Annotated in this window: 10 protein-coding genes; 3 read left to right on the top strand and 7 right to left on the bottom strand. The window is 69.3% G+C overall.

Going from position 1 to position 12632, the window contains the following annotated elements; genetic code table 11:
* Positions 1-599: condensation domain-containing protein (locus E1264_RS00350; protein ID WP_243710665.1), on the bottom strand; the 599-nt coding region annotated here is incomplete at its 3' end.
* 281 nt (positions 600-880) lie between these two features.
* Between E1264_RS00350 and E1264_RS00345 the strand changes: the two genes are divergently transcribed.
* Together E1264_RS00345 and E1264_RS00340 are read left to right on the top strand one after the other, a co-directional pair.
* Positions 881-1471 carry a flavoprotein gene (locus E1264_RS00345; RefSeq protein WP_243710664.1) on the top strand — a complete coding sequence of 197 codons (591 nt, stop codon included), beginning with the start codon at positions 881-883 and terminating at the stop codon, positions 1469-1471.
* Entirely contained in the window at positions 1468-1935 is a 468-nt protein-coding gene (locus tag E1264_RS00340) for a group II truncated hemoglobin (protein ID WP_132168305.1), read from the top strand. The genes E1264_RS00345 and E1264_RS00340 overlap by 4 nt, the downstream gene beginning before the upstream one ends.
* Positions 1936-2052: 117 nt before the next feature.
* Here the strand turns inward: E1264_RS00340 and E1264_RS00335 are convergent, their stop codons facing one another.
* The 6 genes from E1264_RS00335 to E1264_RS00310 all read right to left on the bottom strand — a co-directional run bounded on the left by E1264_RS00335 (position 2053) and on the right by E1264_RS00310 (position 11731).
* On the bottom strand, positions 2053-2928 hold the full coding sequence (locus E1264_RS00335) for an alpha/beta hydrolase (RefSeq protein ID WP_165963894.1): 876 nt from the start codon (positions 2926-2928) through the stop codon (positions 2053-2055).
* Between the two features lie 115 nt (positions 2929-3043).
* On the bottom strand, positions 3044-4609 hold the full coding sequence (locus E1264_RS00330) for an MFS transporter (protein ID WP_132168301.1): 1566 nt from the start codon (positions 4607-4609) through the stop codon (positions 3044-3046).
* 41 nt (positions 4610-4650) lie between these two features.
* Positions 4651-6105: an FAD-dependent oxidoreductase gene (locus E1264_RS00325; RefSeq protein ID WP_132168299.1), complete on the bottom strand. Its 1455-nt coding sequence runs from the start codon at positions 6103-6105 to the stop codon at positions 4651-4653.
* A gap of 276 nt (positions 6106-6381) precedes the next feature.
* Entirely contained in the window at positions 6382-7374 is a 993-nt protein-coding gene (locus tag E1264_RS00320; RefSeq protein ID WP_243710663.1) for an NAD(P)/FAD-dependent oxidoreductase, read from the bottom strand.
* Between the two features lie 85 nt (positions 7375-7459).
* Positions 7460-10345, bottom strand: coding sequence for a LuxR family transcriptional regulator (locus E1264_RS00315; protein ID WP_132168295.1), 2886 nt, complete (start codon positions 10343-10345; stop codon positions 7460-7462).
* Between the two features lie 432 nt (positions 10346-10777).
* A complete protein-coding gene (locus E1264_RS00310; RefSeq protein WP_132168293.1) occupies positions 10778-11731 on the bottom strand; it encodes an NAD(P)/FAD-dependent oxidoreductase in 954 nt (317 codons plus the stop codon).
* Between the two features lie 108 nt (positions 11732-11839).
* Between E1264_RS00310 and E1264_RS00305 the strand changes: the two genes are divergently transcribed.
* Positions 11840-12439 (top strand): XRE family transcriptional regulator, encoded by a 600-nt coding sequence (locus tag E1264_RS00305; RefSeq protein ID WP_132168291.1) that lies wholly within the window; start codon positions 11840-11842, stop codon positions 12437-12439.
* Positions 12440-12632: the final 193 nt, after the last annotated feature.

The following is a 12632-nucleotide window of genomic DNA, read 5'->3' as shown; positions in this document are numbered from 1 at the left end:
TTCCAGTACTCGGCGGCCTGGGCCTCGGCGCGCTGGTCCTTTTCCTCGAGGACCAGGTAGTCGCCGAACGACAGCTCCAGTGGCTCGGGCGACCAGTCCGGGGTGTCGTAGAAGCGTCGCCATTCCGCCAGCACGATCAGCAGGCTGCGGATGTCGACCAGCAGGAGGTCCATGCTCACGTGCAGCCGGACCCGCCCGCCGTCGACCAGGGCCGCGCGGATGTCGAACGGTGGCCACCGGTCCGGCGGCAGCATCTGCTCGCACAGTTCGTCACGGATCCGCTGGATTCCGGCGTCCCGGTCCGCGGTGGGCAGGCCGCTCAGGTCGACGGTGGCGATCCGGTACGGCGGGACCGCCGCGCTGACCCGATGGGAACCCTCGGAGGTGACGCACGCCCGCAGCATGTCGTGGCGGGCGATCACCTTGTTCAGGGCCGTCTCCAGCCTGGGCACGTCCAGCCCGGCCTGCTCGAACTCGAGGTAGTGATGGCTGGAGACCCCGCCCAGGGCTAATCCTTTGCTGCGCCCGATCAGGTAGACGCGCTGGAGGTCGGTCAGCCGGAACGTCCGCTCCTGTGGTTCGACGGCAAGGTTGTCCATAACGCCCCCGTCTTCCTTTCACGCAGTGGCCGGCGGAATAATTGTGTCGTTTCTGCGGGCGAAGATAGGACGGGACGCGGGGCATTCTCAAGGCGGTTGGACCGAAGTATTGACCGAAGACTTGACTGCACGGGACCGAAGAGTTGAGCGTCCGGCCGGCTTTGGCATGGACACTCCGTGATCAACTATTTATGCTGGCGTGCGAAAACAAGGCCCCTCTCTAGGAGTTTTGTCTTATGAGCCGAGAGCGTGTACCACGGCCAGGGGAAAAGCGCATACTCGTGGCCGCCACCGGGTCGATCGCCACGCCCGGGCTGCCGGCCTACCTGTCCGCGATGCGGGAGCGGATCGGTGGCACCTACACCGTCCTGATGACCCACAGTGCGACCGCGTTCCTGCCGCCCGAGACCGTCGCGCTCTTCGCCGACCGCGTCGTCAGCGGAGAGTCACCGGCGGACTGGCCGACCGACAAGCCGTCCCGCCTGGTCGCCGACCACGACATCCTGGCCGTGCTGCCCGCCACCGCGAACACGCTGGCCATCGCCGCCACCGGTGCGGCACCCTCCAGGCTGGGGACGGTGATCCTCGCGGCGGACTTCCCCGTGGTCCTGTTCCCGGTGATGGGGGCGAGCATGTGGCGCAAGCCCGCCGTCCAGCGGAACGTCGCCCAGATCAGAGAGGACGGCCACCTTGTCCCGGAACCGGTCTGGCACGCCGGTTTCGACCCCGTGATGGGGCGCGGCGCCCCCCATCCGGCGCTGCCCGAACCGGAGCGGGTGGCCGAGATCGTGGAGGGAGCGCTGGCCTCTCCCAACGGTGTACCGACCGGCGCCCCGGCACGTGCCGGGGCCGACCACGAGGGGATGGCATGACGACCGACGGGACCCCGACTCTCTATGATTGGGCGGGCGGCATCGAGGCGCTGGACCGGCTCACCGAGGAGTTCTACCGGCACGTGCGCAAGGACGAGCTTCTCGCGCCGCTGTTCCAGTACATGTCCGACGACCATCCGCACCATGTCGCGATGTGGCTGGCCGAGGTCTTCGGCGGGCCCACCGACTACACCGACGAGCTCGGCGGGTTCAAGCGGATGATCGGCAGCCACAAGGGCAAGAAAATCCAGCCGGAACAGCGCAAACGCTGGGTGAAACTGATGCTGGAGGCGGCCGACACCGTCGGGCTGCCGGCCGACCCGGAGTTCCGGTCGGCGTTCGTGGCGTACATCGAGTGGGGTTCGCGGCGGGCGATGGCCAACTCGCAGCCGGACGCCCCGCCGTCCAAGCGGGAGACCGTCCCGATCTGGGGGTGGGGTGAAGCCAAGCCCGGCAAGCCGTGAGCGCTGTGCGGCGGGGTATTTCTGAACCGGCACAGAGCGTCCCTTCATCCTCGCCGAGCTCGGGCTGCATGCTTTGAGATCCTGCTTCGGGAGATTGTTGGTGAAGGGAACCCGAGGTCAGGGGGACCCCGGGTCACGTTTCATCTGCTCGAGGAGGGCATGGGTGAGGTCGCCGTCGGCGGTGTTGAAGCCGAGGATGGCCTGGAAGTGGTCGACGCCCGGCTGGGGAAGGGCGTGCACGTCGCAGCCTGCGGCACGGCAGGCGGCGATGTAGTCCTCGGATTGGCGGCGGAACTCCGCGGTCTCGGCCTCGCCCCATGTGACCACGAGCGGTGCGCCCAACCGTGGTTCGCGGAGGAGGGGGCTCTGTCGTTCGATCGTGCCGCGGCTGAGCTGCAACGCCGGCGCCAGTGCCGTGTAGGGGAGCGGGCGCAGGTCGAACACCCCGCTGACGGCGATGCCGCCCTTGATGACGTCGGCGGGCAGGTCGTACTCCCCGACCCAGTCGGTCTCCAGCAGCATGGCCACCTGCTGGCCTCCGGCGGAGTGGCCCGAGACGTAGATGCGGTTCGGGTCGCCGCCCCATGAGGCCGCGTGCTCGTAGACCCATCTGACGGTCGCCCTGCTCTGCCTGGTGATCTCGTCGATGGCCACCTTGGGCGCCAACGAGTAGTTCGTTACCACCACATCGATGCCGTGGGCGGCCGGCCCGGGTGCCACCAGCCCGAACTCCTTGCTGGACAGTGTGCGCCAGTACCCGCCGTGCACGAACACGAGCACCGGTCGTGGAACGGACCCGCCGCCTGCCAGGTAAAGGTCGAGATGCTCGTCGCGGGTCGGTCCGAACCGGAGGTCCAGGCGCGTGTCGAGCGTCGAGCGCGCTGCCTTGCTCAGCGCCACGTACTGTGCGAGGACGGCGTCTATGTCCACCTTCTCCTCAACCACGTACTCGGCATCCAGCGCTTCCTGACTGTCGAAGTCCCGGTACAGCACGAACGATCCCTCCAGGCATACTCCCGCTGGAATTCATGCATGGTGAATTCCAGGATCACTATTGTTCATACTGCTGCGGCCATCTGATAAGGAACGCGGCGATATCGCAATTCCGTTAGGAACGGACCGTATCCTCGGCGGGCGGGCCATCCGCGGGTACGGCATCGCCATCGGCGGATCGGCCGCGCAGCAGCAAACCGACGGTGACCGCCATTCCGGCCAACAGCAGCGCGAGCAGACCGGAGGCGAGCTGCATGCCGGAGGTGAAGGCGTCACGGGTGACCTCCAGCACCTGGGCGGCCACCTCCGGGGGCTGCCGCTCGGCCACCGAGACGGCTCCGGCGAGCGTGTCCGTGGCGGCGTCGGCGTCCCGCGGTGGCAGCCCGGCCGGCAGCGAGTCGGTGACCCTGGCCTGGTAGACGGCGGTGCCGAGGCTGCCGGCCAGCGCCACCGCCAGCGCGGCGCCCAGCTCGTTGCCGGTCTCGGCTGCTCCGGAGGCGGTGCCGGCCCGTTCCGGCGGCGCGACGGTCAGGACCTGGTCGTAGCTGAGCGCCCAGACGGTGTTGATCGCCAGGTTCATCGCGATGAAGGCGATGACGGTGGGGACGAGTGCCGGCACCGTCCAGATGGTGAAGGCGAGGGCGACCGCCATCACGGCGAGACCGCCGCTGATGACCTGGGGCGGGGTGAGAACACGGGTGAACGCGGGGCCCAGCAGCGCTCCGGCCACCCCGGCGACCATGCCCGGTACCGTCCACAGCCCGGCCGCCAGCGGGGACAGGCCCAGCACCAACTGCAGGTACTGCATCAGGAAGAACTGGAAGGCCGCCAGAGTGAACAGCGAGATCACCAGCGAGCCGATGGAGGCGTTGAACCGGCGGTCGGCGAACAACGCCAGATCCAGCAGCGGGTCCACGAGCCTGCGCTGGCGGCGCAGGAAGAGGACGCCGACGGCGGCGCCTACCGCGATCACGACCAACGGCGGCAGACCCGGGCCGTCCTTGGCGATCTCCTTGATGCCGTACACGATGGAGAGCAGCGAAGCCATGAGCAGCCCGACACTGGTCGCGTCGATCCGGCCGCTGGCCTCGGGATCGCGATACTCGGGCACCACGAACGGGCTCAGCACCAACAGCGCCACCATGACCGGAAGCGCCAGCAGGAAGGCCGAGCCCCACCAGAACGCCTCCAGCATCGCCCCACCGATCGCCGGGCCGGCCGCGTTGCCGATGCTGAAGGCGCTGCTCCACACCGCGATCGCCAGGCGGCGCTGGTTGTCGTCGCGGAACATGTTCGTGATGAGGGAGAGGGTGGAGGGCAGGAGGGTGGCGCCGGTCAGTCCCAGCAACGCCCGCGCCGCGATCGCCATCGCCGGGTCGGTGGCGAAGGCCATCAGCAGGGAGGCCAGGGCGAACAGGAAGCTGCCCACCAACAACAGTTTCCGCCGGCCGATCCGGTCACCGAGTGCGCCCATCGGCACCAGCAACCCGGCGATGACGAAACCGTAGATGTCCACGATCCACAACATCTCGACGCTGCTGGGCTTCAGCGCCGTGGCCAGATGCGGTAGGACCAGGTGGAGCACCGTGAAGTCCACGCCGATCAGCAGGGCCGGGCAGGTGAGCACGGCGAGCCCGATCCACTCGCGCAGGTGTGCTCGGGGGACGGTATCGCTCGACACCAAAAGCTCCTTGTATCAGTAGGTGACCGGGTAACCGGAGTTCAGCCGTCTTCGCGGCTCACCGCGTAGTACTCGCGAAGGATCTTGACCAGGTCCGGGACGAACCGGGAGGTGAACAGCAGTTCCGGCGGCGGCGTGATCTCCGGGTCGATCTCCTCCGCCCAGGCGGCCGTGGCCGGACGCAGGTCCATCTTGATCCACTCATCCCACTCCACCGGGAGCTTCCAGTCCTGCTCGTACCCGATCCCGATCTGGTGCTCCACCACGTCGTCGATGATGCGCTCGCGGCTCCACGCCTGCACGGGCGGCCGCACCGGGCGGAACAGGCTCAGGTCGGCCTCCCCCTCCTCACCCAGCATCCGGGCCGCGATCTCCTGGGACAGCAACGGCGACAGGTGCAGGCCGTCCCGGTAGGTCCCGGTCATGATCCACAGGCCGTCCATCCCGCCCTCGCCGATGATCGGGAAGGCGTCCAGGGAGACCGGGCGGTTCCCGACCTGGATCTTGGTCACGCCGCCGACCGAGAGGCTGCGGCGGACCTGGCGCTGGGCGCACTGCAGCAGGAAGATCAGGTCCCGCATCTCGGGGATTTCGCGCGGCTCGACGGAGATGATGTTGGTGGCGCCGATGTAGACCTCCCCCTCACCGCGGGGTACCAGGTGCAGACCGCAGGCGAAGGAGCGGTTGGGGGTCCGGATGACGCTCCGCGGCAAGGTTCCGTCCACCGTCTTGACCAGGGCGGAGACGCCGTAGCCACTGACCAGCCGTGGGATCCGGGGCCCGACGGGAAGAGTGTCCAGTAGCGGCTGGGTGCGCGCGCCGGCGGCCAGCACCACTTGGCCGGCGCCGAGCCTCTCCCCGTTCGCGAACACTCCGGTGACCCGGTCGCCCTGATACTCCACCCCGGTCGCCATGTCGGTGACGAGAGTGCCCCCCGCCTGCACGAACGCCGACTCCAACCGTGCCAGGAGCGCGGCGGCGTTCACCGCGTGTTCGCCGGGAACGTGGAACGCCCGCAGCGGGCGGGAGATCGGCTCGCCGTCCACCCAGTCGAGGTCGAGCGGATCAACGTCCTCGAACGGTTCGCCGTAGCGGATGAGTTCGGCGCGGATGGCGTTGAAGTTGGCATCGTCGATCTCGGCGGTTCCGATCGAGTTGAGGATGACGGTGGTTCCGTCGGCGGTCCTGATGCCATTCCCGTCGGCCTCGTCCTCCAGCTCCGCGAGCCAACTGGGCCACATCCGGCCGGCCCGGATCCCGAGCTCCAGTTTGGTCCTCCCGTACTCGCTGCTGACCAGTGACGTGGTGACCTCACCGAAACAGCCGAGCATGGCGCCCGCCGCGGCGGTTCCCGCCCACGGCCGGTGCGGCTCCCCCAGCACCGCGACCCGCTGTCCACGCCGCGCGAGAACCAGCCCGAGCGACATTCCCAGGACGCCATTTCCGGCTATGACGACATCGAAGTTTCGGCTCTCTAGACCTTTTTGCGCATTCATCTTTACCCCGGTTCTCCGGTGCTCCCGATTGGGCAATACGATCGGCAGACTATGCGGCCTCGCGTTCGTCGGCCAGGGATGGTCCCGGAAACAGCAACAAACTCGTTCGAGTCCCTGCGCGGTTCCGCTTCTCTGCCCAGACGATGCGCCCGGGCCCCTCTCAATTCCGGGTGCCCGGACGGCTTTTCTTTCTACGGGTGCCTGGACCGATCCCTGCCGGAGTCGTCGGGGCACGCCGGGTGTCGGCGGTCCCCCACCGTGCTCCGGCGGAACGTCTCAGCGGTCCGCGTTCGCGGACGTGTGGGTCGCGTGGCGGTGCAGGTCGATGGCGGTGTCCTCGTCGACGAGCTCGTGATTGAGGTGGAACGCGGCGGTGGCGCCGTGCCCCGCGGCGACGATGGCCTGGGCCCGGGGGTCGACCAGATTGCCGACCGCGTAGACGCCGTCCCGGGTGGTCTTCTGGCTGGGCTCGGTCACGACCCAGCCCTGGGCGTTGCGCTCGCAGCCCAGCCGCTCAGGCAGCCCGTCGTTGGGGACCATGTGGGGGAACACGAAGACGGCGTCGCACGGCACCGAGGTGCCGTCGTCCAGTTCGATGCCCTGGACGCGATCGCCCTCGGCGACCAGGCGCTTGACGAGCCCGTCGGCGACGTGGATTCCGCGCGCCCGGAGCGTGCGGTGTTGCTCGTCGGTGATCGGATCGGCGTGCGGGAGGTAGATGATGTCCTTGCTCCATTGGCGCACCAGGAGGGCTTGGTCGACGGAGCTGGTGTGCGTGCCGAGTACGGCGAGTTGCCGGTCGCGGACCTCGTAGCCATGGCAGTAGGGGCAGAACAGCACGTCCTTGCCCCACCGCTGCCGGAGGCCGGGGATGTCGGGGAGTTCGTCGCGCAGCCCGGTCGCGAGGATGACGCGGCGGGTGGTGACCGTGACGCCACCGTCCAGGTGGAGGGCGAAGCCGGGGTGGACGCCGGGGACGTCGTCGGACCGCGCCGTCAGGGGTTCGATGTCCTGGACGTGCGCGTCGAGGAACCTGGCGCCGTGCTGGGCGGCCTCGGCGCGTCCGGTTTCGATCAGCGCGTCCGGGGTCATTCCGTCCCGGGTGAGGTAGGCGTGCATGTGAGGGGACGGGCTGTTGCGCGGGACGCCGCTGTTGATGACGGTGACCGCGCGACAGGACCGGGCTAGGACGAGGGCGGCGCTGAGGCCGCCGGGACCGCCGCCGATGACGGTGACGTCATACTCGTGGCGGGTACGGGACTCGATCACGGGGACCACCTCCGGTCGTCAGCATGGGCCCGGGGGTCCGGAACCCGCAAAATTCGTTGCCGAAATCGAAACGCGCGCGGGATGTTCAGCTCGCCCATACCTGCCCGGCCATGGGCCGGCCGGGGCCGTCGGTGGAAGCGGGGTCGGGAGGGAAGAACCTGGCCAGGTCGCTGCGGCCGTCGATGCGCAGCTTGCGGTAGACGTTGGTCAGGTGGGACTCGACGTTGCGCCGGGTCACGAACAGCACCTCGGCGATGCGCTGGTTGCTCAGGCCCCGGCCCGCGAGCTCGGCCACCTGGCGTTCCCGGGTCGTCAGCAGTGACGTGACCGAGCTCTGGTTGGTGTCGGGGCGCCCGCCGGCCGCACGCAACGCGCTCCGCGTCAGGCGCACCAGCCCGACGGCCCCGAGGGAGACCCCCACCTCGTTGGCGCGGCGCAGCAGCTCGCGCGCCCGGGGCAGGTCGCCGGTCTCTTGCCGGGCACGACCGGCCTTGTGGAGCGCGTACGCGAGCAACAGGGAGGTGTTGTCCTCCTGGAGGACGTGCGCCGCCCGGCAGGCGAACCGCAGGGCCTCCTCCCCGGAACTGACCTCCGCCATGGTCAGTAGCGCTCGCCCCAGCGCGAACGGCGCGGCCCAGCGTTCCGCGTGCTCCACCTCATCCCGCGCCAGCCGCCACGCCTGGCAGTCCTCGCCCAACCCGACGTGCAGCAGCGCCTTGGTGGACCGCCAGGGGATGATTGCTGGATTACGGATGTTCCGGGCGCCCAGGTCGGCGATGCAATGGGCGAGCACGTGCAGCGCCTGCCGGGGCCTACCCAGCTTCCCCAGCGCCCGCGCGGCGCTGTGCAGCAGGTGCAGCTGCCAGAAGGTCAGCCGGGGCCCCCCCAGCGGCAGGTCGGACTCGAGTAACTGGCTGAGCTGGCTGAGCTGGTCGTGCTCTAGCATCACCTCGATGCGCACGCTCCGGGCGAGCGCGCCCGCGTGGTAGCGGTCCGCGCCGATCCCCGCCAGGATCTTCGACGCCCGGGTGGCGTCGTTCCAGGCGCTGTCCAAACGACCGCGCTGCAACTGCAGCAGGCTCCGCACGGACAGTGCCTCCGCCAGCCGGGGCAGCGGACCCTCCGTCCGCGAGAGCTGGACCTCCGCGTCGAGGTGCTGGCGCGCCAGGTCGAAGCCGCCGGCCCACAGGCACGCGAGCACGATCCGGTACCAGGCGGGGGAACCGTACGGAGCGCGCGGCGGGGCCAGGAAGTTGCGCGCGATCCGCTGCACGGCGGGTGCGTCCTCACCACGTGCGGTGCGCAGCAGGGCCACCCCCTCGAGCCGGCCGACCTCCAATGGTTCCTCGTCGAGAGGGGAGTCGTGCAGCCGGGCGTGCGCGAGCAGGCTCCGCACCCGTCCCAAGGGCCATTGGTCGCCGGGGTGGAGGTCGGCTGCGGTCCGTTCCAGAATGTCCCTCGCCTGTCGTGGACGGTCCAACCGCAACAGCGTGTCGGCGAATCGAAGCATGTCGTCCAGGCCAGGCTCTCGCCCGTCGGTGACGGCCGTGAGCTCCGCCTGCACCTGCGCGGACTTCGGCAGGTCCAGCTCCAGCAACGCCCGTGCCCGCAGCCGTTCGGTGCGGAAGCACACCTGCTCGGAAACGTCGCCGGAGGATGCCTTGTCGATGAGCTCGAGCGCTTTTCTGGGAGATCGGGGGATCAGGCTCGCCGCCGAGTCGATCAGATGCGTCGACATCCAGGGCTCATCCACCCGCCCTATCTCCCGCAGGTGCGCCGAGACGCTCTCGGAGGCGCGGCCCCGCCGGTGCAGCCAGCCGGCCGCCGTCCGGTGGTAACGGACACGGTCGACGTAGGGGAGGCTCCGGTAGAACAGGTGGGACAGCAGCGGGTGCCGCAGGGACAGGCCGTCCCTGTTCAGCAGCCCGGCCCCGCCAAGCTGGTCGTACGCCTCGTACGTCTCCTCCACCGGCAGCGCGCTCAGCTCGGCGATGAGCTCGGTGTCGGCGCAGGACCCGCCCATTGCGCTGGCCGCGTACGCGACGCGCAGCGCGGGCTCGCCCATCCGCCTGATGAGGCAGAGCGCCCGCTCTCGGACGTTGATCATCCGGGCCGAGTCGAGCGCGTGTTCGTAGACGGTCGACAGGTACCCGTCCTCGCACGGTACGGCCCGGTTGACCAAGGCCATCCCCTGCTCGGTGAGCAGGTAGGGGTTCCCGCCGCTGTCGGCGACGAGCCGCGTGCGGAGCTCGGGTTCCAGGATGCCGAGCGAGTCGGTCAGCGCCAGCGCCGTCGCGGGTTTGAGGTCGTTGAGTTGCAGCAGCCGGTCGGGACGGACGTTCTCCACGAACTCCTCCCAGGTGTGCGGGCAGCCCGGCTCGCCGTTGCGCCGACTGACCAGGAGCACCGCGGCCATGTCGTCGATGCGGCGGCCCAGGAAGCCCAGCCACAGCAGCGTCTCGGGGTCGGTGCAGTGCAGGTGGTCGACGGTCAGGAGCAGCGCGTTGCGGCGGCTCGCCCGCCGCAGTGAGGCGACCGAGTCGGCGAGTTCGCGGTAGTCGCTGAGCGAGAGCCGATCGCCGGGCGACTGCCGGATCACCGGCGGTCGCAGCGACAGTTCCGTGGAGCCCATGCCGGCCATCAGCTGGTGCGCGACGCCCATCGGGAAACGCTGCTCGGTGCGCGCCGCGGTGGCCGACAGCACGAGAATGCCGCGCTGCCGAGCCAGTTGGTGAGCGCGGCAGAGGAGCGCCGTCTTTCCCACTCCCATGAAACCCTCGACCAGTGCGACCGCCCCCTGTCCGGAGAGGGCCGCATCCAACATGCCGGTTATCGTCCGTAACTCTTGGTCAAGACCGACCAATTGCTTGCCAAATGGAGTGGAGGAGTGATTATGCGGCTGTGATCCGCGCGCCGGAGGAGACGGAACCGAGAACGGTGGGCGAGGCGGTTCGTTGACGGTGCGGTCCATGGTGGGCTTCGCTCCTGGAGTATCGCTCTGATTCGGAGGGGCGCATCGTCCACCGATGTCAGGGCCCAGAATAGGGTCCTGGCACACTCTCGTCCTGGCGCGTCAGGTCGTCCAGAACGCCGGTGAACTCCTGTCGAATCTGTTTCGGTCATCGCGCGATGCTGCTCCGGCGGGGGTGGAGTCCAGCCGTTTCGAGGCCCCTTCCGTCAAGTCGGCCCGACTGGGCGCGGAACGGTGCGTCGCGGTAAGGGTGGTGCGACGGGAAAGATTGCGGGCGACCGAATTATGGGCCTTACTTCCTTGCGTGCCATATCTTCGGGACAGGATTGCACATGCCGATCCTCGTCACCAGTGATCGTCCCGGAAACGGCAACAGGCATCGGCGTTCAGAAATCGCGTGGGCAGTCGGAATGTGTGTTCCGCACGGGTGCGTCACAGGCTGAACGGCGAGGAAGCGATGCGGTGCGACACCAGCGCGCGGACGACGTCCTCCTGTACCAGGTCCAAGTTGATCGCGGTGGCCGTAGCGGCGCCCTGCCCGGCAGCCGTCACCATCAGGGCCAGCGGGTCCACCACGCTGCCCGCCGCCCACACGCCGGGCACGCTGGTCTGTCCGGTGCCGTCGGTCACCACCCGGCCGTTGTCGCCGGTCAGGCAGCCCAGCTGGACCAGCAGCTCGTCGCGCGGCACCGGCCAGGGGCAGACGAACAGGGTCGCGCGCCGGAACACCGCGCCGGCGGCCAGCTCGACGCCCTGCAGCCGGCCCCGCTCGACCACCAGTCGGCGGACCTCGCCGTCCAGTACCCGGATCCCGCGCGCGGTCAGGCTCTCCAGCTCGTACTCGCTCAGCGTGCCGGTGTGCCGGAAAAAGGTCACGTCGGCCGACCACTGGCGGACCAGCTGGGCCAGCTCCACCGCGTCCGGGTGCCCGCCCAGCACCCCGACCGGCCGGTCGGCGACCTCCCAGCCGTGGCTGTAAGGGCAGTGCACCAGATCCTTGCCCCAGCACTCGCGCACGCCGGGAATGTCGGGCAGCATGTCGCGCAGCCCGGCGGCCACCAGCACCCGGCGGGCGGTGAGCACCGGCCCGCCCGTCAGATGCACCAGGAACTCAGGCTCGACGCGTTCCACCGCGGCCTCGATCAGCTTGACCCCGTACCCGGCCACCTCGGTGCTGCCGAGCCGGCGCAGCGCGTCAGGGCAGATCCCGTCGCGGGACAGGTACCCGTAGGTGTGCTCTACCGGCGCGTGGCGCGACATCCCGGCGTCGATGACCGCCACCCGGCGGCGAGCCCGGCCGAGTACCAGAGCCGCGTTGAGCCCGGCCGCACCGGCACCGATGATGATCACGTCGTGGTCGAACTCGTGACTGCTCGTGTCGGTCATGGGGATCACCTCGGGCGCGGGATACGACTTGCTGGGAAGGGTGGCGGAGAAGTAGGCCCAAGACAACGTTTGTTGCCGGTTCGGCGACAGCGGAGCAGAATGTGGGCCATGGAGGGGTCGACGCCGATCACCGAGACGCTGGACGGGGTCGGACCGCGGCTCAAGCGGCTGCGCGCGGAGCGGAACGTGACGCTGGCAACGCTGTCCGCGGTCACCGGAATCTCCAAGAGCGCGCTGTCCCGGCTGGAGACCGGGCAGCGTCGGCCCAGCCTGGAGCTGCTGCTGCCGATCGCGCAGGCGTACCAGGTGCCGCTGGACGAGTTGATCGGGTCGACCGAGGTCGGCGCCCCGCGGGTGCGGGCCCGGCCGCTGCGGGTGCACGACAAGATCGTGCTGCCGCTGACCCGGCAGGCCGGGCCGCTGCAGGCGTTCAAAATCGTCGTACCGGCGGTACGGGCGAAGCCCGAGCTGTGCACGCACGAGGGCTACGAGTGGATGTACGTGCTGTCCGGGCGGCTGCGGCTGGTGCTGGGCGAGCAGGACATGATGCTGGGGCCGGGGGAGGTCGCCGAGTTCGACACCCTGGTGCCGCACTGGTTCGGCACCCTCGGCGAGGGTGCCGCTGAGATTCTCAGCCTTTTCGGTCGGCAGGGAGAACGCGTCCACGTTCGGGTCAAACCCCGGCGCCGGGCCGCGAACGCCCGCTGACTTTCTGTTCTGTTCGGGACAACGGTGGTGAGGACCGAGACCCGCGGATGGCTCAGGAACGCGGCCGAGGCCGCGGCGTACAGCACGAAGGCTCCCCCGGTCCACGGCTTCAGCAGGCCGCCTGCGCAAGGGCGAGACGTTCGCCGGGCTCGGGGGCGAACTGCTGGCGACCCCGCTTCCCGAAACCGCACAT

The organism is Actinomadura sp. KC216 (assembly GCF_004348535.1).
GTDB lineage: Bacteria > Actinomycetota > Actinomycetes > Streptosporangiales > Streptosporangiaceae > Spirillospora.
This window is presented reverse-complemented; position numbering and strand designations above follow the sequence as displayed.

Excerpts from the sequence above, each read along its gene's own strand:
- E1264_RS00340 (WP_132168305.1), top strand. The coding sequence starts at position 1,468 with ATGACGACCGACGGGACCCCGACTCTCTATGATTGGGCGGGCGGCATC.
- E1264_RS00305 (WP_132168291.1), top strand. The coding sequence starts at position 11,840 with ATGGAGGGGTCGACGCCGATCACCGAGACGCTGGACGGGGTCGGACCG.
- E1264_RS00310 (WP_132168293.1), bottom strand. The coding sequence starts at position 11,731 with ATGACCGACACGAGCAGTCACGAGTTCGACCACGACGTGATCATCATC.
- E1264_RS00325 (WP_132168299.1), bottom strand. The coding sequence starts at position 6,105 with ATGAATGCGCAAAAAGGTCTAGAGAGCCGAAACTTCGATGTCGTCATA.
- E1264_RS00315 (WP_132168295.1), bottom strand. The coding sequence starts at position 10,345 with ATGGACCGCACCGTCAACGAACCGCCTCGCCCACCGTTCTCGGTTCCG.